Origin of the sequence: Aggregatibacter segnis, assembly GCF_003130075.1 — a bacterium.
Taxonomy (GTDB): Bacteria; Pseudomonadota; Gammaproteobacteria; order Enterobacterales; family Pasteurellaceae; genus Aggregatibacter; species Aggregatibacter segnis_A.
This window is the reverse complement of the sequence record NZ_NRCW01000003.1, coordinates 256,687-282,397: the sequence shown is the minus strand read 5'-3', so window position 1 is coordinate 282,397 and position 25,711 is coordinate 256,687. Positions and strand designations below refer to the sequence as shown.

Here is a 25,711-nt window from a genome sequence, read left to right as displayed (position 1 = left end):
CAATGAAGATTTATTGCGCATTTTCACTGCTTAAAATTTTGCTAAAGCGATAACGACGGTCAAACATACACAATAAACCGCCCAGCGCCATAAACAATCCACCTAGCCAAATCCAACGAATAAACGGTTTATAATATAAGCGTAATGCCCAGGCGTTATTCTCTAATTTTTCACCTAATGCCACATATAAATCACGGGTAAAGCCCCAGTCAATAGCCGCTTCAGTCATCGGCATTTTGCTTACGGTATAAAGACGTTTTTCAGCAAATAATGTCGCTTCCGGTTTACCATGATAGGTGATATCAATTTGTGCTTTTCCACCGATATAGTTAGGCCCGTTAGCATCGCTAATGCCTTTGAAGGTGAAATCATAATCAGCAATTTGTACGGTATCTCCCACACTCATGCGGACATCACGTTCAACACTGTAGTTTTGACTGAACGCAATTCCCCAAACGGTCATCGCCACCCCTAAATGCGCCAATACCATGCCCCAGTGGGAACGGGATAATTTTCTAACCCCTTTCAAGAAACTTTCTCGATGGGTAGCCCGTTGATGCATTTCATAAAGACTAAGCAATACGATAATCACTGCCATCATGGTGCCTAATACAGCACTGACGGTGAGTTTGTCTTGCAATAAATAAGGCAGTGCAAAACCGGCAATAAGCATGATAATCAAGCTGACAATCACCGGCGTGCGAATTGCAGAGAATTGGTCACGACGCCACTTCACAAGCGGACCAATACCTAACAGCAAAGCAAACGGTGTCATAATAATCAGGAACATTTGATCAAAGAACGGCGCACCAATAGAAATGGAGCCTAAACCTAATTGTTTATGTACAAGAGGCAACAATGTTCCCAACAATACGACACAAAGTGCGGTCATTAATAAAATATTATTTAACAACAACAGGCTTTCACGGGAATAACGCTCCGCATTGTCACGTGAACGAATTTGGCTTCCTTTGTAAGCATATAAGGTCAGTGAGCCACCAATCACCACGATTAAATAAGCTAAGACATATAAACCACGGGTTGGATCAGAGGCAAAGGCATGCACAGAAACCAAAATACCGGAACGAACCAAGAATGTGCCAAGCAAACACAAGGAGAACGCAGAAATTGCAAGTAACACGGTCCAGGCTTTAAAAGAACCGCGTTTTTCCGTTACTGCTAAAGAATGCAATAACGCCGTTCCCGCCAACCAAGGCATGAAGGAGGCATTTTCTACCGGATCCCAGAACCACCAGCCGCCCCAACCGAGTTCATAATATGCCCACCAAGAACCAAGCACGATACCTAGTGTTAAGAACACCCAAGCGGCCATCGTCCAAGGACGTGACCAACGAGCCCAAGCGGTATCAAGTTTACCGGTCATCAACGATGCGATGGCGAAAGCAAAGGCGACAGAAAAGCCTACATATCCCATGTATAACAATGGCGGATGGAAAATCAATCCTACATCCTGCAATAACGGGTTAAGTTCTTTGCCATCCACCGGAAATTCAGGGAAAGTGCGGTTAAATGGATTAGAGGTAAATAACACGAAAAGCAAGAAACCGATACTGATAATCCCCATAATACCAAGCACGCGAGCGGTGGCTTCTTGTGGTAAGTGTTTGCTAAATAACGCGACCGCTGCGCTCCATAAAGACAGCAACCAAATCCATAATAATAACGAGCCTTCGTGGGAACCCCATACCGCAGATAAACGATAGTAAATCGGCAATGTCGTGTTGGAGTTATTCACCACATATTGCACGCTGAAATCGTTAACAGCGAACAAATAAAATAAGGCCCCAAAAGAAAAAGTTAACACGACAAACAAACCATATGTCATTGGACGCGCCAAAGACATCATTTGTACACTCCCTTTTTCAGCACCCCATAAAGGGAAAATCGCCAATAAAATGGCGATTGCTAAGCTTAGCGCTAAAGCATAATTTCCTAATTCTGCAATCATTACTGACCTTCTTTCATTTTTTCTTGACGATCGCGCTCACTCTCACCTTTCAGATCAGAAACACCCATCGGCTTATGAACTTTTTGCATTTGTTTTTCTAAATCCGGCGGCACATAATTTTCATCATGTTTCGCTAACACTTCACTCGCCTCTAACAGGGTTGGCTCTTTTAAGATGCCTTGTGCAACAATGCCTTGACCTTCACGGAATAAATCAGGCAGGATACCTTCATATTCAACGCTGATAGATGGACCAATATCATTCAAATCAAAACGGACTTTTAAGCTTTTTGGATCACGTTCTACCGTACCGGCAACAACCATGCCACCGACACGAATACGTTGTCCAACTTCCGGTTTTTGATCGGCATTATCATTTTTACCGTAAACCACTTCTGATGGTGTATAGAACAGGTCGATATTTTGGCGTAACGCGTATAACACTAAAGCAGAAGCCACCGCAACACCTAACAGTACGAATAAGACCACGGATAAACGAGATTTACGTCTCGGGTTCATAGCGTATCTCCTTTTTGTTGTTTCATTTGTTGTAAACGGGCTTCACGTTGTTGTTCACGTTTGATAGATTTTAGCACCGCACTTTTGCCTGCAAGGCTTTGCACGATAAGCACCACAATCGCCAATAAACTCAGACCATAAGAAAGCCACACATAAAAACCGTAGCCTCCCATATTCAGTAATTCACTCCAAGATTCAAAAAACATAATTCCCCCAATTCAACCTAAAATTTTTCAGCCAATGCTTTTACCCACGGGCGTTTAGCATCTTCTTTCAATAATTCGTTGCGGTAACGCACCAACGTCAACCAAATGGATAACGTCATGAAACCAAAGATACATAAAATCAACGGCAGCAACATTGGTGTAGCAATAGATGGTCGTTCTAATTTTGTGATACTTGCACCTTGATGTAAGGTATTCCACCATTCCACCGAAAAGTGAATGATCGGCAAATTCACCACACCAACAAGGCACAAGACAGAAGCGGCTTTTGCGCCGACATTGCGATCTTGAAAAGCGGAATACAATGCCAACACGCCTAAATATAAGAAAAACAGAATTAATTCAGCGGTTAAACGGGCATCCCATACCCACCAAGCACCCCACATTGGTTTTCCCCAAATGGCACCTGTCACCAACGCCAAGAAAGTAAATAATGCCCCAATAGGCGCCATAGCAATCATTGCCAATTGTGCCTGCTTAATTTGCCACACAAGTGCAACTAATGCCGCAACCGCCATGGAGCCATAAACCCCCATGGACCAAATTGCTGTCGGCACATGTACATACATGATGCGGAAGCTATTGCCCTGTTGATAATCCGCAGGCGCAAATGCGATACCCCACACGATACCGACGACTAATAACAGCGCCGTCAGACCCGCAAAATAAGGACTAAACTTACCGCATAATTGATATTGAGTTTCCGATTTTGCATAAGGATGCAACCACTTCCACATAAACTATCCTCTATTGATCTAAACTAATCCGTAATGCCGTTGCAATGGCAAAAGGAGATAATGTTACTACAGCGGCTAAAATCGCACCAAGAATGGCTAATTGCCCGCCGTAAGGTAAATTTAATCCGGCGGCATCTAACACCGACGCGGAAAAAATAAGCACTGGAATAAACAGCGGCACAACCAACAAACTCAACAGCACACCGCCCTTACGCAACCCCACCGTAAGCGCCACACCAATAGCACCAAGACAGCTCAACACCGGTGTGCCTAATAATAGTGTCAGAACTAGGGCCCACCAAATTGATATTTCCAATGACAGCAATAATGCTGCAATAGGCGACAATAAAATTAATGGCAAACCTGTTAACAACCAATGCGCCAGCACTTTCGCCAACGCGGTTAATACCAATGGCTGAGACGTCAACATGACCTGTTCTAAGGAACCGTCAATAAAATCATCACGAAACAAACGTTCAAACGACAACAACGCAGACAACAACGCCGCCACCCAAGCCACACCGGGCGCGATACGGGAAAGCAGTTTCGGATCAGGCCCAATCACCAATGGAAACAAAGTAATTACAATAAGAAAAAACCACAACGGATTAAGAATCTCCGCCTGTTTGCGCATGGCAATTTGTAATTCGCGTTTAATAATATTCCAAAAGATCATGCCGTCACTCTGTACACTTAAACTGTTCTAAATTGATTTTTTTCAACCGAGCACTCGGCACTTCCTGATGGCTGGTTAAGATCACAATACCGCCATTTTGTGCGTGTTGCTCAAAAAGTGCAGTTAAAACCGCCACCCCTTTTTTATCGATAGCGTTAAATGGCTCATCTAAAATCCATAACGGCGCTTTTGATAACCACAAACGAGCCAACGCAATACGTTTTTGCTGTCCGGCAGAAAGTTGTGCAGCAGGAATATCTTCTCGACCGAGCAAACCGACCGTTTGTAATACCTCCCACAACAAATCATCCCCCTGACGGCAATGCCCGATTTGCTGATAAAAGCGCAAATTTTCCCAAGCAGTCAATTCAGGCTTAATGCCGCTCTGATGCCCCAAATACAACAAATCATAATGGAAAACTTCACGCTGTTTAGTAATCTCTTCAGAATTCCACCGCACTTTTCCTTCCAGTGGTGAAGCAAGGCCTGCAACAATGCGTAGCAAACTGGTTTTACCAATGCCGTTATGCCCTTCAATTTGCACAAAATCTCCTGCCTGAATTTGTAAATTCAAGTGTTGAAAAAGGACTTTATCGCCACGTTGGCAAGCGAGATTTTCGAGAATTAATTGATTTACCATAACAGATTGTTTCACAGACTTATTTTTGCGGGGCATTCTATCATAAGGAAATTAAATGGCAGGGTTAAATAACATAACCATTTAGTGGTAGTTTAACCACTTTTTGACTTAGAACAAGTTTACGTCTTTATCAAGAATGAGAATAGGTATCATCAATGAATTTAAGCCACATTCGACCGAATGTGGCCGGGTGATTATTTAAGGTTTTTCGCCGTTAAAAAAATATAGAAAAGAACGGATACAAGCGAACAGGCGCCCATCGTTAATAACATGGGCAATGCACTGTCTGTAGGCATTAACGCAATTAACGAGCCAATACCGGCGCCAATACCAAAACGAACGCTGCCCACCATCGAATTTGCCGAACCTGCCGCATTAGGGAATTTTTCTAAAATAGACGCCATGGAATTAGAAGAGATCAACGGGTTTTGCCCAACAAATACGGCAATACCTAATGCCATTGGCCAAAACCCTAAATCAAATAGGATGACACCCATCAACCAAACACCGGCGAAAAATTGAACACCAAGCCCATAACGCAACATGGTTTCCGCCCCGAATTTACCAACTAAACGCCCGTTCAGAAAGGAACTGAATGTCATAATGCCAATATTCAGCATGAAAAAATAACCAAAATTTTCCGGTTTAATACCATAAATGCCGATATAGACAATGGAGCCTGCTGTCACGAAAGCAAACAAACCACCGAAAGCAAAAGAGGTGGCAAACATGTAACCCAATACTTGTTTTTGTTTCCACAATGCCATGAAGTTTCGAGCAATGACATTCAAGCGTAAAGGAATACGTTTATCGTGATGATGTGTTTCGGGAATCACGAAGAAAACCAATAAAATGCTCAAAAAACCCATAAAGGCAATAACATAAAAAATGGCATGCCAGTGGAAAAAGTACACAATATAACCGCCAATAATCGGTGCTAATAATGGCGCAACCATAAATACCAAGCTGATGGTTGACATCATTTTGGATAATTCATTTTTATCAAATAAATCCCGTAATAAGGCGCCCACCAACACGACCGGTGCGGCACCAAAGAACCCCTGCACGAAACGAAGTGCGGTGAAATTTCCAATCGAATGTATTTGAGTCAGAATTAAGGCGGCAACAGCGGCAACCGCCACGCCTAACAAAATAATCGGCTTTCGCCCGAAACTATCACCGAACGGACCCCAGAATAATTGCCCAAGCGCTAAACCATAAGCAAAAGACGTTAACGTATGTTGCACTTGATCATTGGTCACACCAAAATCTTGCGCAATAGTTAAAAATGCCGGCAAATACATGTCTACGCCCAACGGCGGCAACATAGATAAAATGCCTAAAGCAACAACGAAAATAAAATTTGTTTTAACGACTTTGCTTGAACTCAAACTATACCTCTCCTATAAAATAAGCGATTTCTTCCTCAGTGAGATGACGAAATTCCCCTTCGCCTAAATCATCATCTAGCGTCAAATTGCCGATTTTCCAGCGATGCAACCCGACGACCTTATTTCCCAAGGCGGCAAACATCCGTTTTACTTGATGATAACGGCCTTCGCTGATCGTCAAATTGACATTGTAATCATCTAAAATTTCTAACTCAGCCGGTTTGGTCGGGTCCTTTTCCCCACGCAATAAAATGCCCTCGGCACAAGCCTGCGCATAATTCGCTTCAACGGGATCTGCCAAGGTCACCAAATAGGTTTTCGGGTAATGGTGTTTTGGTGATGTAATACGGTGAGACCACTGTCCATCATCTGTCAACAGCACCAAACCTGTGGTATCCACATCCAGCCGCCCGGCACTGTGCAAACGGGTAGATAAAGGATAATCAAAAAATTGATAAATCGTCGGATGATCGCCATCTTCATGGGAGCAAATGTAACCTTGTGGTTTGTGCAACATAATGTATTGCCCATTTTCCACCCAAGTTAAACGCTCACCATCATAATAAATTTCATCATCAGAGCTCACTTTCGCCGCCCCGCTCTTTTCAATTTTACCGTTAATCGTGACCGCACTTTGACGCAACACTTTTGCCGCCTGTGAACGGGTTAAACCGGTTGTTTCCGCTAAAAATTTATCTAAGCGCATAGAAATTCCTTATAAAAATCCTCGCGCATTATAGCGCTAATTTTCGCCCTTCGCCCATGGAAAAACACGACAAGAAATAACCGCACTTTATTAAAACACCATAGACCAACATTTCATACTTCCGACAAATTGTTAATAATGTGTGAAATGTCACAGAATTCTTTTCTATTTTAATTATAATGCGGGGTACTTTTTTCTAACTGAATTTATTCAAAAGAGGATATTTTTATGGATGAACAACTTAAAAAAGCGGCATTAGATTTCCACAAATTCCCAATTCCGGGAAAAATTGAAGTGACACCAACCAAATCGCTTGCCACCCAACGCGACTTAGCCTTGGCTTATTCCCCCGGTGTTGCGGCACCTTGTTTAGCCATTCAGGCAGATCCGGCGGACTCCTATAAATATACCTCTCGTGGCAACTTGGTGGCGGTAATTTCGAACGGTACGGCAGTGCTTGGTTTAGGGAATATTGGGGCTTTAGCAGGTAAACCTGTGATGGAAGGGAAAGGCGTATTGTTTAAAAAATTCGCCGGTGTCAACGTATTCGATATTGAAGTAAATGAACACGACCCAGACAAACTCATCGATATTATTGCGTCTCTTGAACCCACCTTCGGCGGCATTAACTTAGAAGACATTAAAGCACCGGAGTGTTTTTATATTGAACGTAAATTACGTGAAAGAATGAAAATCCCTGTCTTCCACGATGACCAACACGGCACCGCAATTATTTCTGCCGCCGCAGTGCTCAACGGCTTACGCATTGTTGATAAAAAAATTGAAAATGTGAAACTGGTTGCCTCCGGTGCCGGTGCGGCATCGATTGCGTGCTTAAACTTATTAGTTTCCCTCGGTATGAAACAAGAAAATATCACCGTGTGTGACTCCAAAGGCGTAATCTATAAAAACCGTGATGATCGCATGGATGAAACCAAAAAACTGTATGCGATTGACGATAACGGCAAGCGTACGTTAGCGGAAGTCATTCCGAACGCGGATATTTTCTTAGGCTGTTCTGCTGCCGGCACGTTAACGCAAGAAATGGTTAAAACCATGGCGGCACATCCGTTGATTTTGGCACTCGCCAACCCTGAACCGGAAATTCTGCCACCATTGGCAAAAGAAGCCCGCCCGGATGCCATTGTATGTACCGGTCGTTCCGACTACCCAAACCAAGTCAACAACGTACTTTGCTTCCCGTTCATTTTCCGTGGTGCATTGGATGTCAGCGCCACCACCATTAACGAAGAAATGAAACTTGCCGCGGTCCGTGCTATTGCTGATTTAGCCTTGGCAGAGCAAAGCGATGTCGTTACCTCCGCTTACGGTGACAGCGAATTGTCTTTCGGTCCGGAATACATTATTCCAAAACCATTCGATCCGCGTTTAATCGTGCGTATCGCACCAGCCGTGGCAAAAGCCGCGATGGATTCCGGTGTCGCAACCCGTCCAATTAAAGATTTTGATGCTTACATCGAGCAACTCACCCAGTTCGTTTATAAAACCAACTTGTTTATGAAACCGGTATTTGCGCAAGCAAAACAAAACAAGAAACGTGTGTTATTAACCGACGGTGAAGAAACCCGAATTTTACACGCAGTTCAAGAAATCTCGACCTTAGGCATCGCTTATCCGATTTTACTCGGTCGCCCAAGCGTGATTGAACAACGCATTAAAAAACTCGGTTTGCATATTCAGGCAGGGCGTGATTTCGAGCTAATTAACATCGAAAATGACGCACGTTATCAAGAATGCTGTAAAACTTACTATGACATGCTCAAACGCTCTGGCGTCACACCAAGTATTGCCAAACGTGAAATGTTTAACAACCCAACCGCCATCGGTGCCGTATTGTTACATTTAGGTCATGCCGACGCCATGTTGTGTGGTTTAGTAGGACATTATGCTGATCATTTAAAAACCCTCAAAAACGTCATTGGTTTGCAAGAAGGCGTCCATACGGCCGCTACCGTTAACGGTTTGGTGCTACCGGCAGGCAACTTATTTCTTGCCGATACCTTCGTGAACAACGATCCGACAGCGGAAGAATTGGCAGAAATTACGCTCATGACAGCGAAAGAAGTCAGCCTGTTTGGTATCGAACCGCAAATTGCCTTAATTTCACATTCCAATTACGGTAGCAATAACACCCCAAGTGCGGTCAAAATGCGTAACGTTTTACGTTTAGTGAAAGAAAGAGCGCCGGAACTCTCCATTGACGGCGAAATGCACTGTGACGTTGCCTTATCACAACAGCTCCGTGATGACGTGATGCCGGACAGCCCACTCAAAGGCGCGGCAAACGTGCTAGTGATGCCAAATATGGAAGCTGCGCGTATCAGCTTAAATCTATTACAAGGCACGGCAACACCGACAACCGTTGGACCAATCTTAATGGGCTTGAAAAAATCAGCGCATATTTTAACGTCAGTCGCTTCTGTTCGCCGTATTATTAATATGGTGGCAATTGCTGCGGTAAAAGCACAATAATGGCCTAACAAAAAATAAAGAAGATGGCTAGTTGCCATCTTCTTTTTTATGCATCAACCCTAGCATTTAATGATCTTAATCAATTTTTGTGCTATCATTTTCCCGTTTTTTAAACATGAATTTACTCTAACAAAAGGAAAAAATTATGGCTTATACTTTACCTGAATTAGGTTATGCCTATGACGCATTAGAACCCCATTTCGATGCGCAAACCATGGAAATCCACCATACTAAACATCACCAAGCCTATGTTAACAACGCGAACGCTGTGTTAGAAAACTCCCCAGAATTACAAGAGCTTGCCGGCGGTTGCCCAGGTAAATTATTGGCGCACTTACATGAAGTTGCACCTGAAAAACGCCCGGCGTTACGCAACAATGCAGGCGGTCACTTAAACCACAGCTTATTCTGGAAAAGTTTGAAAAAAGGTACTACTTTACAAGGCGCACTAAAAGATGCCATCGAACGTGACTTTGGTTCTGTCGAAAACTTCAAAGCGGAATTTGAAAAAGCAGCAGCGACCCGTTTCGGTTCCGGTTGGGCATGGCTAGTATTGGAAAACGGTAAACTTGCCGTGGTTTCTACAGCAAACCAAGACAACCCAGTTATGGGTAAAGAATTTGCCGGCTGTTCAGGCACACCAATCTTCGGTTTAGACGTTTGGGAGCACGCTTACTATTTGAAATTCCAAAACCGCCGTCCGGACTACATCAAAGAATTCTGGAATGTCTTGAACTGGGATTTTGCTAACGAACGTTTTGAAAAAGCATTAGCCGGTGCTCACCACTAATTAAGGCTTATAAAAAGAAAAAGTGCGGTCAAAAATGACCGCACTTTTTTATTCTTGGTTTTCACTGCTACTTTTTAAACTTATTCCACATTTTATCTTCTTCTCCGCGCCATAAACGTTGAATGTTCTCATGGTGACGGTAAATGAGAAGACAACAAACTAAAGCAACAGGGAAGGTAAACTCCGGTTTAAACCACCAAACATAGAGTGGCACCAACAATGCGCTAATTACTGCGCTAAGGGAGGAATAACCGCTAATGAGGAAGACGAAAACCCAAGTTCCCAATGTAGAAAATAATACCCCCCAACCAATTGGTGCAATGGCTCCGAAAGCTGTTGCTACTCCCTTTCCTCCTTTAAACTTGAAGAAAATAGGAAAAATATGCCCTAAACATGCCCCTAACGCCACCATGCCTAATTCAAATTGGGTTAAGCCTAAAGAGTAACCGAGCCAAACCGGCAACATACCTTTTAAGATGTCACAAATTAAAACTCCAAGCGCAATCCAACGTCCACCAATACGCAATACATTTGTTGCGCCAGGATTATTCGATCCTGCCTTTCTTGGATCCGGTAAGCCGGCAATACGGCATAATAAAATCGCGCTAGAAATAGAACCAAGTAAATAGCTCAATAACATGTAGAAAAGGGCGAAAAGGCTCATAGGACTTCCTTGGAGTGGAAAAATTGTTCGTCTATTGTACCCAAAGTTGATAGTATAAGCCCACAAAAATTTAAGCGATAACGATAGGAACATCATGAAAGATCTCATTTTTATTGAAGGATTGAGTGTATTTGCGCAAATTGGCGTTTATGATTGGGAACAACAAATTAAACAAAAACTGATCTTTGATGTCGAAATGGCTTGGGATACGCATCAGGCTGCACTCACTGATGATGTTCAATACACGTTAAATTATGCCGAAATCAGCCAATTTATCATTGATTACGTGCAATCCAAGCCATTCTTTTTAATCGAACGGGTTGCTAATGAAGTGGCTGATCAATTACAACGTCAATTTAACATTAGTCGACTTCGACTCAAATTGAGTAAACCAAAAGCTGTTGCACAAGCCAATAACGTTGGTGTCATTATTGAGCGGAATCGCTAATATTTTTTAGAGAAAGAGATCATTTGAAAGGTTTATTTTTACGCATTATTGCAGGCGTATGCTTGCTCTTATGGGCGTTAGATATGGTATTTCCATGGCGACAAATCATGTCTTCGGAAGAAAATCCTTATCACGCCATTCAAAGTCGTGGCAAATTAATTGTAGGAACCATTAACAATCCTATTTCTTACTTTATCAATGCAGAAGGGCAATCCGGTTTAGAATACGAACTCAGTAAAGCGTTTGCGGATTATTTGAAGGTTGAGTTAGAAATCAAACCGTTAAACAACAGTGAAGAACTTTTCACCGCCTTAAATGATCATGCTATTGATATTGCGGCGGCCAATCTTTTTTATCAGCCCAATAAAGTTGAACATTTCCAATTAGGACCGTCATATTATTCTGCTTCTTGGCAAATTGCTTATCGAAAAGGTGAAAATCGGCCACGTTCGCTAGCGCAAATTAATAGCCAACTCGTCATTCCGGATAATGCAGAATTGGAACACATCCTGAAAGAGGCCAAACTAAAAAATTCCCATCTAACCTGGGTGGTAGATAAAAAACAAACGCAAGAAGAACTGTTGTTACAAGTTGCTGATGGCAAAATTGACTATACAGTTGCCAATTCTTTAGATATTTCAGCTGCACAACATATTAAGCCACAAATTGCTGTGGCTTTTGACTTAACCGATGAAATGAGCGTGCATTGGTATTTAGCGAATAACGCATCCAATGAATTGCAATCAGCTTTATTAGATTTCATGAATGGCGCTATAGATTCCGGCTTAATTGCCAATATTGAAGAAAAATATTTTAGCCATTTTCGCGACTTTGACTATGTTGACGCAAAATCTTATTTAAATGCAATAGAAACAATTCTTCCAAAATTTGAACCGCTCTTTACTAAGCATAAAGGTGATTTGGACTGGCGCTTATTAGCGGCAATCGCCTATCAGGAATCCCATTGGAACCCAGATGCCACCTCACCAACAGGTGTTAGAGGCATCATGATGCTGACGAAAGATACCGCTGAACATATGAAAATTCAGGATCGAACCGATCCCGAGCAAAGTATCAAAGCCGGTTCAGAATATTTACATTGGCTGCTTGAACAGATACCAACTAGCATCAATGAGGAAGAAAGAATTTGGTTTGCGCTGGCAGCGTATAACATGGGGTTAGGTCATTTACTGGATGCTCGTCGCCTCACTAAAAACTTGGGTGGAAATCCGGATAACTGGCTTGATGTCAAAAAGAATTTACCTTTATTAGCCGAAAAACGTTACTATTCAAACCTTAAATACGGCTATGCAAGAGGCTATGAAGCATTTCAATACATCGAAAATATTCGTCGTTACATGAATAGCATTGTGAATTATTATCGCGTTCAGCAAAATCAAAGTGAGAAATTAACGCAAGAATCTGATAATGAGATCAAAAATGCAGAGAAAGACCATTCTGATTTGAATGAAAATAAACAACATGAAAATCGACAAACAGAGGAAAACATCCATGCACAAGAAAAGATTTCTCAAACCAACTAAGAAAAAATTCATTCATCAACAACAAGCACGTACTTTGCGTTTAAAGCATTTAAAACAACGTAAAGCGAAATTGTTTGCCCGCCATGCGTTACAATTCGTGGTGCAAGATATATGAAATAAAAAAATGGTGTTGTTTTATACAACACCATTTTTTACATCTATTCAATAGAAAACGTTACTTGAATAAACGTCTTCTCCCTCTCGTATCAAGACGCTTGAATTGGCTAATTAAAACAACTAACAACACAAGCAAATAAATGGCAAACATGACTACAATCCATTGCGCCATTGAAAAGCCAAGGAATGACCAAGCCACATCCTCACAAGAGCCAGTAGGTTGAAATAGCACTGGAAACCATTTATCCAACGGTAGAGTTTGTGGAAATTCCGGCAAATAAGAACACTGGTTCCAAGGCGCCGGATGAAGTTGGTAGTCTACATGTTTGAGAGAAAGCAACAGCCCTTTAACCACGCTGACAAAACCAATTAATAGCGCCAATAAACGAACGATTAAAAAACGTGGTGCGATTAAACCGAAAAGTCCTGCAAAGGCTACTCCAAATAACGCCACTCTTTCATAAACGCACATTACGCAAGGTTGTAATTCCATGCCATATTGGAAATAAAGTGCAATCCCTTCCAACACTAATGCTGAGATCATCAATAACAACCAACCGCTACGTTGTACGGAAAGTGTTTTGAAAAATTTTAGCATAGCACTCTTTCTCCCTAAAAAATGTTAAATCGGCATGATTAGGCCTAAATTCGCCAACCAAATTGTCATTGGCGGCAAAATATATTCCACAGCCAAGAAACCTACCAACGATAACACAATGGTGTAAGGTAATGCCATGTAAACCATTCTACCGTAGGAGAGGTTAATAAGTGGCGCAAGCGATGATGTTAATAAGAATAAGAAAGCCGCTTGTCCGTTTGGTGTTGCGACGGAAGGCAAGTTAGTTCCCGTATTAATCGCCACAGCTAATAATTCAAACTGATGCGGTGGAATAATATTCGCTGCCAACGCATTTTTTGCTTCGTTAATATAGACTGTTGCCACAAATACGTTATCGGAAATAGCAGAAAGGATACCGTTGAAAGCATAGAATAATGTGAGTTGAGTACTTTCTTCCGCAGACAAAACATAATGCACGATCGGTGCAAAAAGTTTTTGGTCGATAATCACTGCAACAATCGTAAAGAACACCACTAAAAGTGCGGTAAATGGCAAAGACTCTTGGAAAGCCTTACCTAAGGTATGCTCACTTGTGATACCACAAAATGCAGTACATAAAATGATAATACTTAACCCGATCAACCCTACGGAAGCTAAATGAAATGCTAAACCGATAATCAACCAAATACCGACTATTGCCTGCACGATGAGTTTCAGACGTTCTTGTTTACTCATTTTTTTCATATTGGCGCGATCAAAATCAGCCAATACTTCCCATACCTTTTGCGGTAATTTTGCACCGTACCCAAACAAATGAAATTTCTCTAACGCAACACAAGTTAGCAAGCCAAAAATAAATACAGGAACAGTCACCGGCGCCATACGAAGGAAAAACTCAACAAAATTCCAACCAGCTTGGTCTGCGATAATCAAATTCTGCGGTTCACCAACCATCGTCATAACACCACCCAATGCAGTACCAACCCCGGCATGCATCATTAAGCTACGTAAAAAGGCGCGGAATTCTTCTAAGGTTTCATGGTGAGAACCGATTTTCTCGTCATTCGTAATATCGGTAGAATCATAGAATGTGCCACCGGAAGCGACTTTGTGGTATACGCCATAAAATCCCATTGCAACGCTGATGATTACCGCAACCACAGTTAACGCATCCAAAAATGCCGATAAAAAAGCTGCACTGAAGCAAAACGCCAAGGAAAGCACTAATTTAGAATGGATGTTAAGAAGCAGTTTAGTGAACACAAACAACAATAACTGCTTCATGAAGTAAATACCTGCCACCATAAACATCAATAGCAAAATCACTTCAAAGTTAGCCAACACTTCTGCTTTAATGTGCTCTGGTGTTGTCATACCAATAAAAATCGCTTCAATAGCAAGTAACCCGCCGGGTTGTAACGGATAGCATTTTAGTGCCATCGCCAAGGTGAAAATAAATTCAATGACTAATAACCACCCAGCCCAGAAAGGCGAAATTGAAAATAAGATAGGGTTAATAACAAGAAAGGCGACAATCGTTATTTTGTACCAGTCCGGACTCGAGCCCAAAAAGTTTTTTAGAAACGCCTGTTGATAATTGTCCATACAAATTGACCTTAATTCTTTTAATTAACAATATTTTAACCTACGCTATTGGAGGCAATTCCGCGTTCAACTCTGTCAAAAATCGCAAATATTGTCAATGAATTTAAAAAATAATTATCTAATTGTAATGTATAGGCGTTTCTACGATAATAACGGCGAATTTACCCTCTATTTATACTGAACAATTATGCATAATGACTCGACTCTTCTGAAGGCACAAAGTCCTGCCGCTTTAGCTGAAGAATATATTGTAAAAAGCATTTGGAATAATTATTTTCCCCCAGGTTCTGATTTACCTGCCGAACGTGAACTTGCCGATAAAATCGGTGTTACCAGAACAACGTTGCGTGAAGTATTACAACGCTTAGCTCGTGATGGTTGGCTCAGCATCCAACATGGTAAACCAACAAAAGTCAATGATATTTGGGAAACCTCCGGTCTTAATATTCTAGAGACCATGATTCAGCTCGATGGCACAAGATTGCCTTCGCTTATTGCCAACATGCGCTCAGCGCGTACTGACATTTCAATGATTTACATTCCCAAAGCCTTTAAACGCGCGCGGGAACAATCACTCGGTATTTTGCAACCGCTCAATAACTTGCAAGATACGGCTGAAGATTACACAAAGTTTGACTACGATGTATTCCGCAATTTGGCATTTGCCTCAGACAATCCAGTTTATGGCTTAATTTTAAATAGCTTCAAAAGCTTATATTCCCGCATCGGCTTATTTTATTTCCAAAATCCGGAAGCTCGCGCACTTGCCAAACGCTTTTACACTAAACTTCAAGATATTTGCCAACGCGAGGCTATTGATGAAGTAGCCCCTTGCGTGTTGCAATACGGAAAAGAAAGTGGTGTCATGTGGTCCAATATGCAGGCATTTTTACCGGAAAATTTTAGTGAATAATACTGAATTAAAAATCTTCCGAAAAAATGACCGCACTTTATGCTAAACAAAAAGCCCCGAATGGATATTCGGGGCTTTTTCTTCGGGAAGTCATTACTGATGGTAATGCGACAAGAACCGCGCAAATTTGCCCAAAGCTTCTTCAATTTGATGAACATACGGCAATGTTACAATGCGGAAGTGATCCGGTGAATGCCAGTTAAAACCGCGACCGTGCACCAATAACACTTTTTCCTGCGCCAATAAATCAAACACCATTTTTTCATCGTCATACATATTAAATTTTTTGATGTCGATTTTCGGGAACATATACAACGCCCCCATCGGCTTCGTACAACTAATTCCCGGAATTTGGTTGAGTAATTCATAGGCTTTATTGCGTTGTTCCAACAAGCGTCCGCCTGGCAAAATGAATTCGTTAATGCTTTGATAGCCACCAAGTGCGGTCTGAATCGCATGTTGCATCGGCACGTTGGCACACAAACGCATAGACGCCAACATATCTAAGCCTTCAATGTAACCTTTGGCGTGTTTTTTGGGCCCATTTAAAATCATCCAACCTTGGCGGAAACCAGCTACACGATAAGCTTTGGATAAGCCGTTAAATGTGACCGTTAATAAATCAGGCGCTAATGCGGCGATATGGTGGTGTACCGCACCATCGTATAAAATTTTGTCGTAAATCTCATCGGCAAAAATAATTAAATTATTCTGACGTGCCACTTCAACGATATCTAACAGCAATTCTTTGCTGTAAACCGCCCCCGTCGGGTTATTCGGATTAATAATCACAATCGCTTTCGTACGTGAGGTGACTTTGCTTTTAATGTCTTCTACATCCGGGAACCAATCTGCCTGTTCATCACACAAATAATGCACCGCTTTACCGCCCGCCAACGTTGCCGCGGCAGTCCATAATGGATAATCCGGCATAGGGATTAACACTTCATCACCGTCATTCAACAGTGCTTGCATCGCCATCGTAATCAACTCTGACACACCGTTTCCGATGTAAACATCATTTACTGTGACGCTACGAATATCTTTCGATTGATAATATTGCACAATGGCTTTGCGGGCAGAATAAAGCCCTTTGGAATCACAATAACCTTGGGCTGAAGGCAGATTACGTAAGACATCAACGAGAATTTCATCAGGCGCTTCAAAACCAAAAGGCGCGGGGTTACCGATATTCAGTTTTAAAATTTTATGCCCTTCTTCTTCAAGGCGTAGTGCCTCTTTGTGCACGGGTCCGCGAATATCGTAACAAACGTGCTCTAATTTATCTGATTTGGGAAAGCGTTCCATAGTTTTGACCTTGAGTAATTAAGAAATGAAATATTTTGTGAAAAATTCCCGTAAAGTGCGGTAGAATTGCGGTTCATTTTTAACTTATTTTCCTGTTAAAGACAATGCTTTTTCAAAATGGATAGTTTGCAATCACTTAAAACGCAATTAATCAATCAAATTAATGCATTACAATTAAATCAACCTCATCACATTGCGGCCTGTTCAGCACAAGCCGAATGCGATGTTGATTTATTAAGTTGGCTAAAAGCACAACCGCACTATCCGCAATTCTATTTTCAATTACAGCAAACAACACAATGCTTTGCCACGCTTGGCGTCGTTCGTACATTTCAACACTTAGATGCAGCGCAAGATTTCGTGAATCAACACAATTTGCCTCTTTTCGGCGGCATTCAATTTTACGGGCAAACCACCTTTTTTCTGCCACAGTTAGTGTTAGAACAGCGCGACAATCAGATTCAAGTCACCGTTTTTATTGACCTAGATGATTTTATTCACCATAAAGACAAGGCGTTGCAAGTTTTAAAAACATTTGAAAAAACGACCGCACTTTTACCGCTTCAAACCCACGCTGATTTGATTGAACAACAAGCAAATCCAACACAATGGGCAAATTGGGTAGAAAAGGCTCTGGCGCAAATTCATGAAAAATCGGTCACCAAATTAGTGTTGGCCAATAAAAGCACCTTTACCCTCAATCAACCGCTCAATGCCAAGGATTTTTTAGCGCAAAGTGAAATTTACAATAAAGGCTGCTACCACTTTCTTTTCGCGCAAGATGACAAAAGCAGTTTCCTTGGTTCTTCGCCGGAACGGTTGTATGCACGTCATGAGCGCCATTTAAAAACAGAAGCCCTCGCAGGCACCGCGCCCATGAGCGAGGATCATGAAACCAATCGTAAACAAGCCGATTGGTTACTTAACGACAAGAAAAACATTCATGAAAACCAATTGGTGGCGGATGGGATTTGTGCCAATTTAGCCCCTTTTACTCAACACATTGAAGTAGGCAACCTCGGCATCAAACAACTTCGTCAAGTACAACATTTACGCCGAGAAATCACCGCACTTTTAACCGATAACTGTACCGACTTAAACTGCTTGCAAGCAATTCATCCAACGGCCGCAGTTGCCGGATTACCACAACAAAAAGCCAAAGCATTGTTACAACAAATTGAACATTACGATCGCAGTTGGTATGCCGGCACATTAGGCTTTTTTAATCAACAACAAGCCGAGTTTTGTGTGGCGATTCGTTCTGCCTTTGTTGAAGCAGACAAAATTCATGTGTTTGCCGGTGCCGGTATTGTTGAGGGCTCAGTTCCCTTGCTAGAATGGCAAGAAATCGAGCGTAAAGCCGCGGGATTAATCTCATTATTAAAAATAACGAAATCTGAAAACGGAGAGCAAAAATGTCAGTAAGCGTCTTTAATCGTTGTTGGTCGAAAGTGATCTTGGAAACCCTTGTGCGTCAAGGCGTAACCCACTTTTGTATCGCGCCCGGTTCGCGTTCGACCCCACTGACATTGGAAGCCGTGCGTTTACAAAATGCCAATCGTGCCCTTTGCCATACACATTTTGATGAACGCGGTTTAGGTTTTTTTGCCCTTGGCATCGCAAAATCCACCAAAAAACCTGTTGCCGTTATCGTGACGTCCGGCACGGCTGCCGCCAATTTATACCCGGCAATCATTGAAGCCCGTCAAAGCCATGTCAATCTGATTGCGCTGACTGCGGATCGCCCACCTGAACTCTTAGAGTGTGGTGCGAATCAGGCGATTTTGCAAGAAAATATGTTTGCCGATTATCCGCTTGCCAATTTGAATCTTCCGCGTCCAAGTCAAGATTATGCCGCAAGTTGGTTGATTTCAAAAATTGAGCACGCCTGTCATAAACAAGCGGAAGAAGCCGGTGTAATACACATTAATGTGCCTTTCGCCGAGCCTTTATATGATGCTAATGCAGAAGAAATTGATGTTCATCCTTGGTTAGCGCCCGTTCAACGTTGGCTAAGCCAAAATAAAAGTTGGACGACCTACCCTGCGCCACATCAAGAAGTATTGATTCACGAACACTGGGATCAATGGCGCACCAAACGCGGAATTATTGTGGCGGGCAGAATGCCGGCAGAACAAGCCATGGGCATTGCTTCTTGGGCAAATACCATGGGCTGGGTGTTGCTGACCGATATTCAATCCGGCGTGGAAGCCAGTTTGCCTTATGCGGATATTTGGCTTGCAAATCAAACGGTGAAACAAAAAATGTTGCAGGCAGATATTGTCATTCAGCTTGGCAACCGTTTTATCAGTAAACGCATTAACCAGTTTTTAGCCGAATTTAAAAATGAATATTGGATTGTGGATGAAAACCCACAAGCGGTGGATCCTTACCATCATTCCCACACCCGTTTTGTTGCCAAAATTCATCATTGGTTACGCGCCCATCCACCGTTAAGACAAAAACCGTGGTTACTGGAAGCCTTGGCGTTATCCAAATTCTGTGCCACCTTTATTGAGCAGCAAGTGGGTGGCAATTTAAATGAAGCTTCCTTAGCCCACCACATTGAACGTTTACTGCCGAACAATGGCACCCTTTTCCTCGGTAACAGCTTATTTGTGCGTTTAGTGGATGCGCTCACCAAATTGCCGGAAGGCTACCCGATTCATACTAATCGTGGCGCAAGCGGTATTGACGGTTTACTTGCCACCATTGCCGGCATCGGTATCGGTTCTAATCAACCGGTCGTTGCCTTAGTGGGTGATACCTCTGCGCTTTATGATTTAAACTCGTTGGCATTGTTCAAAAAACTTACCCAACCAACGATTTTATTTATCATCAACAACAACGGTGGGGCGATTTTTGATATGTTGCCGGTGGATGCTGAAGTGAAAGATAAGTTCTATCGCATGCCGCACCACACCGAGTTTTCCCAAGTGGCGTCCATGTTCGATTTAAAATATGCCCGTCCTTATACCTGGGCGGATTTAAGCTCCGTGCTAAAACAAGCCTATTCACGCCGCGAAGCCACTATCATCGAAATTAAAGTGGCACCGAATGATGGTAGCACCATTTACAAACGCCTCATCGACCAAATCAGTTATGCGGTTGTCGGTGAATAAACGGAAAGATCAAAAGCAAACTATCTCACGTTAGTTTGCTTTTTTCATGTGATGAAACCTTACCTCATTTTTTTACACGGCTTACTCGGCACCCAAGCCGACTGGCAAAAACTCACGGAAAATCTACCGCACTTTCATTGCGTTGCCTTGGATTTGCCTTTCCACGGCGGCGCGAAAAATCACCCTGTACAGGATTTTGATGATACCTGCGCTTACGTGGCACAACACATCCAAAGTGCGGTAGGAAATCACCCGTATTTTTTAGTGGGCTATTCCCTCGGTGGCAGAATTGCGCTGTATTACGCCCTTTGCAGTCAACAAGACAAATACAACCTACAAGGGCTGATTATTGAAGGCGGCAATCTTGGATTGACGAATGATGCGGACAAAAAAGTACGGTGGGAAAATGATGTATTTTGGGCGCAACGTTTTCGCCATGAAACCGCGACTTCCGTGCTGAATGATTGGTATCAACAGCCCGTCTTCGCCCATTTAATGGAAGAGCAACGCAAGGCGTTGATCGAAAAACGCCAAGCCAACTGTGGCGATAATATCGCCCAAATGCTGTTGGCGACCTCCCTTGCTAAACAACCGGATTTACGTCCTTACCTCAAAAACAGTCCTTATCCGCTCTATTATTTCTGCGGCGAACGGGATCATAAATTCAAACAAATAGCATTAGACAATCAGTTGAACCTGACACTGATTCCACAGGCAGGACATAATGCGCATCAAGAAAATCCAACAGCATTTGCAACCCAATTAAATACGTTATTACAAGATAAATTCGTTGCTTTTTCGGCGCGCAATGGCTAAAATCTGCACTCCTTTGTCGTCGCTGAATTAGAGATCGGCGAACGATGTATCATTAACCACTTCATATTAGGAGTTATTATGTCTCTAAGTACTGAACAAAAAGCAAAAATCGTTGCTGAATTTGGTCGCGATGGTAAAGACACCGGTTCTTCCGAAGTTCAAATCGCTTTATTAACCGCACAAATCAACCACTTACAAGCACACTTTGCTGAACACAAAAAAGACCACCACGGTCGCCGCGGTTTATTACGCATGGTTTCCCGTCGTCGTAAACTTTTAGATTACTTAAAACGTACTAATCTTGAACTTTACAGCAGCTTAATCGCTCGTTTAGGTTTACGTCGCTAATCTTTTTAGTTGTGTTAATCGAAAACCCTCAGCGTTTGTTGAGGGTTTTTTCTTTTTTACCGATGCCGTTATTAATAGCAAATAGACAAAATCCCTTTGACAAGTTGCATTTTTAGCCTAAAAGCGTATTATAGCCGTCCAGATGGAAATACTTCCAAATAACCTTACATTTATTCTGTATAAAATTATGCCGGAGAAACAATGAGCCAATATTTATTTACATCCGAATCCGTTTCTGAAGGACATCCGGATAAAATCGCCGATCAAATTTCTGATGCGGTATTAGATGAAATTCTTAAACAAGACCCAAAAGCCCGCGTTGCCTGTGAAACCTATGTGAAAACCGGGATGGCATTGGTGGGTGGCGAAATCACCACCTCTGCTTGGGTCGATATTGAAAATTTAGCCCGTGAAGTCATTTGCGACATCGGTTACACCAGCTCTGAAATGGGCTTTGACGGCCATTCTTGCGCCGTGTTAAACGCCATCGGCAAACAATCTGCCGACATCAACCAAGGCGTGGATCGGGAAAATCCGTTAGATCAAGGCGCGGGCGACCAAGGCATTATGTTCGGTTACGCCACCAATGAAACCGATGTATTCATGCCGGCTGCCATCACTTATGCCCACCGTTTGATGGAACGCCAAGCGCAAGTGCGTAAAAGCGGCAAATTAGACTGGTTGCGTCCGGATGCAAAAAGCCAATTAACCTTCAAATATGAAGATCATAAAATTGTCGGCATTGATGCCGTGGTGCTTTCCACCCAACACGCTGAAACCGTCAGCCAAAAAGATTTGCATGAAGGCGTGATGGAAGAAATCATCAAACCGGTATTGCCAGCACACTGGTTATCCAAAGACACCAAATATTTCATCAACCCAACCGGCCGTTTCGTTATCGGTGGCCCAATGGGGGACTGTGGTTTAACCGGCCGTAAAATTATCGTGGATACTTACGGCGGCGCAGCCCGTCACGGTGGCGGTGCATTCTCCGGTAAAGACCCATCAAAAGTTGACCGTTCTGCCGCCTACGCTGCCCGTTATGTGGCGAAAAATATCGTTGCCGCCGGCCTTGCTGATCGTTGTGAAATCCAACTTTCCTACGCTATCGGCGTTGCCGAACCGACATCCATCATGATCGAAACCTTCGGCACAGGCAAAGTAGCCAATGAATTGTTGGTCAGCCTCGTGCGTGAATTCTTTGATTTGCGTCCGTACGGCTTAATTAAAATGTTAGATTTAATCCAACCGATTTACCGCCAAACCGCGGCTTACGGCCACTTCGGTCGCGAACAATTCCCTTGGGAAAAAATCGACCGCGCCGCAGAGTTACGCGCAGCAGCAGGATTAAAATAAGCTTAAATGGAAATGAAAAGAGGATAAGTCGAAAGGCTTATCCTTTTTTGTTTAACTAGAAACAAAGAAATTTTTGACCGCACTTTTAGCTAAGAACATCAATGTCTAAAACAGGATCAACCGCCTGCCAATAATTTTTCGCACAGCTATATTTCCAATCCTGCGGCTCAGACACAAACCCACTCACCACCGGATTTTGATGAATATAATCTAGCTTTTCGTCAAAAAATTTATCGGAATGAATTTCGATGGGTTGGTTGTGGTGTTGCCAGAATTGGTATTGCTTTACATGACTATACTTTTTAGCTGCTCGCCGGAACATCCACAGTAGCCATTCTTTGCGGCTTTCTTGAGGATTTTCTGCAATTTGTTTCAGTAGTGCTTTAGAGGTAAATGTTTTTAAATCTCGAATGACATCAGAAGGATTTTTCTCTTCTATCTGAAATAATAAATGTACATGACTTGGCATAATACAGTAACCATAGATCTTCATCTCCTTATTTTCACGACAATAATTCAATGCACTCATCATTGTTTCAAAATAACAATCACGAATAAAGACATCAACCCAATATACGGTTGCAAAGCTAATAAAATAAACGCCATTCTTATCATTAAATTTATACTTTCTACTCATCTTCCTACCTTCTGAAACTATCCAATAAGCAAAATAGTAGGCATGACTAAATTCACTCTAAATTTAACTCAGATTTTTGAAGAAGATCGCAAAAAAATAAATTACTGAAGCAAAAAATCAAAAAGCTATTGAGCTATGATGACATTATGATGGAATTACAATTAGATTACGATGGCATTACAGATGGAGCTACGATGGCGCAAGCGTCCACGCTTGTGCCTGTAACTAAAATGAAAAAAGCACAAGCGTGGACGCTTGCGCTATCATGGGGGCTATCTTTGAGCTAATAACTCACTAATATCTCGATTAGAATTAGTATTTTTTTCATCTATAAAGGATGATATTTTTTCTAAAATAGATCTTGAATTAACAATAAGTTCTTCATATAAATAATTAATGAGATTCTTATACGCAATATCTGATAATTTATTGCATAACTCTTTTAATGTTCCTAAGAATTCAATTTTATCATCTAATATATAACAACCATCAAAAATATCATTAATCTCATTACTAGTTAGTATTAGCATAGAATTTATCAAATAATGAACTTCCCTTTTAGAAGGGGATATTTCCTCATAATAGAAATCCCATATTTTTTTATTAAAACCACTATTATTATATCCATCCTCTGTAGATTTGCAGTTATACATAAGGTAATATTTACCAGGTTCAGAACTACTTTCTTTTATAAAAACGATATTAATAACCCTTTCAATTTTATTCTTCTTATCTTCATACTCATTAATATTTACAGATAATAACTCTCTAATCTTTTCCTTTATCCAGTAATTTTCAACCAAATAAGGATTCATATCATATAATATATTAATTACCTTATTTTCGTTTGCCATAGCAACCTGATTAAAAATAGCATATCTATAATCACTATTATTATAGTTCAGAAGGTATAAAGCACAAAAATACTCTTGAAATGACCTATGAGTGAATACAAAATCTAATCCATCTCGCTGAATTAAACATAAGTTATGCATTAAGTCTGATAAGAAATCCTCAGGCTTTATATTAATACCATAATGGTGTATGCTTTTCTCAATAATATCAATAATATTCCTTTCATTTAAGACTGATTCTTGCTTTACATGCGTATATAAACAAAAATAAGAAGATATCTTAGAAAACTCACTAATATCTAATTTTGTTTTTGAATCTCTTTTGAATAAGCTTTTTAATGCATCATGTCTATGATATAAAGTTCTAAATGCGTGCTCATAAAAAAGATGTATTCTATTTGGAATTTCAGCATATTCCTCAAAAGTTAAAAACATCATTGTTAATAATAAAGGATTTATAACAAAACTTTCATGAAGATCATAAAAATCTGATCTTAATTTGGAAATAAACTTTTTCTTTATATCCTCATCATATTCTAATTTACTTATTAATTTTATAGCTAATTTTCTATTTAATCCCCCCATAGACATCTCTATAAAATTATTCCATGACTTAAAAGAAATGTCTGGTCTGCTAGAAACTAATATTTTAAGATTCTTATATTTATCAGATAGAAACAATATTTCTTTAGTATATTTACCTCTCAAGTTAAAGTTTAACTCATCAAAACCATCTAATATTAATATTAAGTTTCCTGCATTAATCATCCTTTCTAATACGGACTCCTTTAATTTTTTTGAATTATAAGAAATATTATTACAAATATATTCTATTAAACTTTGATCTGAAATATTCAAATCTCTTAACTCAATAAATATAGGATAAATACCATAGTTATTAGTTGCTATATTTAAAAATATACTTTTACAAAAAACTGACTTACCTAAGCCAGCTCCACCTGAAATAATGACTTTTTTATTTTCTAAAATAACCTTAACTATACTAGTTTCTTTAATGTTATATTCACCTAATTTAACTGGTATAGGTATATAAAAATCGGATATTAATACAGGATTTTTATAAAGCAAAGTTTTCATTTTAGATAATGATTCGTATCTATTATCTAAATAATTTGATAACAACTCTTTTGCTGTATACTGGTTCCATTTGAGACCTACATTATTCAGAATATCTTCTTTGAGAGACTCTGGAATTGAATTAATCACGGTTTTCCCAATAGCTACAACCGTTGTAGAATCTATCATATTACACCTA

Annotated in this window: 26 protein-coding genes; 12 read left to right on the top strand and 14 right to left on the bottom strand. The window is 41.1% G+C overall.

The genetic code is table 11. The annotated features are described in order from the left end of the window. Window positions 1–10: 10 nt before the first annotated feature. The 8 genes from DK415_RS05275 to rsuA all read right to left on the bottom strand — a co-directional run bounded on the left by DK415_RS05275 (window position 11) and on the right by rsuA (window position 6,861). Window positions 11–1,969 carry a heme lyase CcmF/NrfE family subunit gene (locus DK415_RS05275; protein ID WP_109432759.1) on the bottom strand — a complete coding sequence of 653 codons (1,959 nt, stop codon included), beginning with the start codon at window positions 1,967–1,969 and terminating at the stop codon, window positions 11–13. Beyond that, entirely contained in the window at window positions 1,969–2,487 is a 519-nt protein-coding gene (gene ccmE / locus DK415_RS05270) for a cytochrome c maturation protein CcmE (protein WP_109432758.1), read from the bottom strand. Before ccmE ends, DK415_RS05275 begins: the two co-directional genes overlap by 1 nt. Further along, complete coding sequence (gene ccmD / locus DK415_RS05265; RefSeq protein WP_109432757.1) at window positions 2,484–2,693, bottom strand: heme exporter protein CcmD; 210 nt, start codon at window positions 2,691–2,693, stop codon at window positions 2,484–2,486. Before ccmD ends, ccmE begins: the two co-directional genes overlap by 4 nt. A 17-nt stretch (window positions 2,694–2,710) precedes the next feature. Then, on the bottom strand, window positions 2,711–3,448 hold the full coding sequence (locus tag DK415_RS05260; RefSeq protein WP_109432756.1) for a heme ABC transporter permease: 738 nt from the start codon (window positions 3,446–3,448) through the stop codon (window positions 2,711–2,713). Window positions 3,449–3,458: 10 nt separating this feature from the next. Then, window positions 3,459–4,124 carry a heme exporter protein CcmB gene (gene ccmB, locus DK415_RS05255; protein ID WP_006717132.1) on the bottom strand — a complete coding sequence of 222 codons (666 nt, stop codon included), beginning with the start codon at window positions 4,122–4,124 and terminating at the stop codon, window positions 3,459–3,461. Between the two features lie 4 nt (window positions 4,125–4,128). Continuing rightward, window positions 4,129–4,764 carry a cytochrome c biogenesis heme-transporting ATPase CcmA gene (gene ccmA / locus DK415_RS05250; RefSeq protein WP_109432779.1) on the bottom strand — a complete coding sequence of 212 codons (636 nt, stop codon included), beginning with the start codon at window positions 4,762–4,764 and terminating at the stop codon, window positions 4,129–4,131. A 194-nt stretch (window positions 4,765–4,958) separates the two neighbouring features. After that, window positions 4,959–6,155 (bottom strand): Bcr/CflA family multidrug efflux MFS transporter, encoded by a 1,197-nt coding sequence (locus tag DK415_RS05245; protein WP_109432755.1) that lies wholly within the window; start codon window positions 6,153–6,155, stop codon window positions 4,959–4,961. 1 nt (window position 6,156) lies between these two features. Then, a complete protein-coding gene (gene rsuA, locus DK415_RS05240; protein ID WP_109432754.1) occupies window positions 6,157–6,861 on the bottom strand; it encodes a 16S rRNA pseudouridine(516) synthase RsuA in 705 nt (234 codons plus the stop codon). Between the two features lie 228 nt (window positions 6,862–7,089). Here rsuA and DK415_RS05235 point away from each other — a divergent pair, with 228 nt between their 5' ends. Then, window positions 7,090–9,354 carry an NADP-dependent malic enzyme gene (locus tag DK415_RS05235; RefSeq protein ID WP_109432753.1) on the top strand — a complete coding sequence of 755 codons (2,265 nt, stop codon included), beginning with the start codon at window positions 7,090–7,092 and terminating at the stop codon, window positions 9,352–9,354. A 145-nt stretch (window positions 9,355–9,499) separates the two neighbouring features. Further along, window positions 9,500–10,144: a superoxide dismutase [Mn] gene (sodA, locus tag DK415_RS05230; RefSeq protein WP_109432752.1), complete on the top strand. Its 645-nt coding sequence runs from the start codon at window positions 9,500–9,502 to the stop codon at window positions 10,142–10,144. 67 nt (window positions 10,145–10,211) lie between these two features. On the opposite strand, the gene plsY is transcribed toward sodA, so the two are convergent. Beyond that, a complete protein-coding gene (gene plsY, locus DK415_RS05225) occupies window positions 10,212–10,808 on the bottom strand; it encodes a glycerol-3-phosphate 1-O-acyltransferase PlsY (RefSeq protein ID WP_109432751.1) in 597 nt (198 codons plus the stop codon). 94 nt (window positions 10,809–10,902) lie between these two features. On the opposite strand from plsY, the gene folB reads away from it, so the two are divergent. Genes folB through DK415_RS09505 form a run of 3 tightly spaced genes read left to right on the top strand, consistent with a single transcriptional unit; the run spans window position 10,903 to window position 12,915 of the window. Further along, on the top strand, window positions 10,903–11,256 hold the full coding sequence (gene folB / locus DK415_RS05220) for a dihydroneopterin aldolase (protein WP_109432750.1): 354 nt from the start codon (window positions 10,903–10,905) through the stop codon (window positions 11,254–11,256). Between the two features lie 23 nt (window positions 11,257–11,279). Beyond that, entirely contained in the window at window positions 11,280–12,800 is a 1,521-nt protein-coding gene (mltF, locus tag DK415_RS05215) for a membrane-bound lytic murein transglycosylase MltF (RefSeq protein WP_109432749.1), read from the top strand. Continuing rightward, complete coding sequence (locus DK415_RS09505) at window positions 12,769–12,915, top strand: hypothetical protein (protein WP_006717115.1); 147 nt, start codon at window positions 12,769–12,771, stop codon at window positions 12,913–12,915. The genes mltF and DK415_RS09505 overlap by 32 nt, the downstream gene beginning before the upstream one ends. A gap of 60 nt (window positions 12,916–12,975) precedes the next feature. Here the strand turns inward: DK415_RS09505 and dsbB are convergent, their stop codons facing one another. Together dsbB and nhaB are read right to left on the bottom strand one after the other, a co-directional pair. Next, complete coding sequence (gene dsbB / locus DK415_RS05210) at window positions 12,976–13,515, bottom strand: disulfide bond formation protein DsbB (RefSeq protein WP_109432748.1); 540 nt, start codon at window positions 13,513–13,515, stop codon at window positions 12,976–12,978. Window positions 13,516–13,539: 24 nt separating this feature from the next. Then, window positions 13,540–15,081 (bottom strand): Na(+)/H(+) antiporter NhaB, encoded by a 1,542-nt coding sequence (gene nhaB, locus DK415_RS05205; RefSeq protein WP_109432747.1) that lies wholly within the window; start codon window positions 15,079–15,081, stop codon window positions 13,540–13,542. Window positions 15,082–15,268: 187 nt separating this feature from the next. Here nhaB and fadR point away from each other — a divergent pair, with 187 nt between their 5' ends. Continuing rightward, window positions 15,269–15,994 (top strand): fatty acid metabolism transcriptional regulator FadR, encoded by a 726-nt coding sequence (fadR, locus tag DK415_RS05200; RefSeq protein ID WP_109432746.1) that lies wholly within the window; start codon window positions 15,269–15,271, stop codon window positions 15,992–15,994. Window positions 15,995–16,087: 93 nt separating this feature from the next. On the opposite strand, the gene DK415_RS05195 is transcribed toward fadR, so the two are convergent. Then, window positions 16,088–17,302 carry a pyridoxal phosphate-dependent aminotransferase gene (locus DK415_RS05195; protein WP_109432745.1) on the bottom strand — a complete coding sequence of 405 codons (1,215 nt, stop codon included), beginning with the start codon at window positions 17,300–17,302 and terminating at the stop codon, window positions 16,088–16,090. A gap of 117 nt (window positions 17,303–17,419) precedes the next feature. On the opposite strand from DK415_RS05195, the gene DK415_RS05190 reads away from it, so the two are divergent. The 5 genes from DK415_RS05190 (at window position 17,420) to metK (ending at window position 22,944) form a co-directional block, all read left to right on the top strand. Then, window positions 17,420–18,727 carry an isochorismate synthase gene (locus tag DK415_RS05190; protein WP_109432744.1) on the top strand — a complete coding sequence of 436 codons (1,308 nt, stop codon included), beginning with the start codon at window positions 17,420–17,422 and terminating at the stop codon, window positions 18,725–18,727. Then, entirely contained in the window at window positions 18,718–20,424 is a 1,707-nt protein-coding gene (menD, locus tag DK415_RS05185; RefSeq protein WP_109432743.1) for a 2-succinyl-5-enolpyruvyl-6-hydroxy-3-cyclohexene-1-carboxylic-acid synthase, read from the top strand. The genes DK415_RS05190 and menD overlap by 10 nt, the downstream gene beginning before the upstream one ends. A gap of 51 nt (window positions 20,425–20,475) precedes the next feature. Further along, window positions 20,476–21,240 carry a 2-succinyl-6-hydroxy-2,4-cyclohexadiene-1-carboxylate synthase gene (gene menH, locus DK415_RS05180; RefSeq protein WP_109432742.1) on the top strand — a complete coding sequence of 255 codons (765 nt, stop codon included), beginning with the start codon at window positions 20,476–20,478 and terminating at the stop codon, window positions 21,238–21,240. Between the two features lie 78 nt (window positions 21,241–21,318). Then, on the top strand, window positions 21,319–21,588 hold the full coding sequence (gene rpsO / locus DK415_RS05175; RefSeq protein WP_021615823.1) for a 30S ribosomal protein S15: 270 nt from the start codon (window positions 21,319–21,321) through the stop codon (window positions 21,586–21,588). A gap of 201 nt (window positions 21,589–21,789) precedes the next feature. After that, entirely contained in the window at window positions 21,790–22,944 is a 1,155-nt protein-coding gene (gene metK, locus DK415_RS05170; protein ID WP_109432741.1) for a methionine adenosyltransferase, read from the top strand. An 85-nt stretch (window positions 22,945–23,029) separates the two neighbouring features. Here the strand turns inward: metK and DK415_RS05165 are convergent, their stop codons facing one another. Then, on the bottom strand, window positions 23,030–23,581 hold the full coding sequence (locus DK415_RS05165) for an REP-associated tyrosine transposase (RefSeq protein ID WP_109432740.1): 552 nt from the start codon (window positions 23,579–23,581) through the stop codon (window positions 23,030–23,032). A gap of 146 nt (window positions 23,582–23,727) precedes the next feature. Between DK415_RS05165 and DK415_RS09460 the strand changes: the two genes are divergently transcribed. Next, window positions 23,728–23,868, top strand: a complete 141-nt coding sequence (locus DK415_RS09460; RefSeq protein WP_162540473.1) for a hypothetical protein — start codon at window positions 23,728–23,730, stop codon at window positions 23,866–23,868. On the opposite strand, the gene DK415_RS05160 is transcribed toward DK415_RS09460, so the two are convergent. Continuing rightward, entirely contained in the window at window positions 23,854–25,701 is a 1,848-nt protein-coding gene (locus DK415_RS05160) for an NACHT domain-containing protein (protein ID WP_162540472.1), read from the bottom strand. The two genes, DK415_RS09460 and DK415_RS05160, sit on opposite strands and share 15 nt — an antisense overlap. Between the last annotated feature and the right edge of the window lie 10 nt (window positions 25,702–25,711).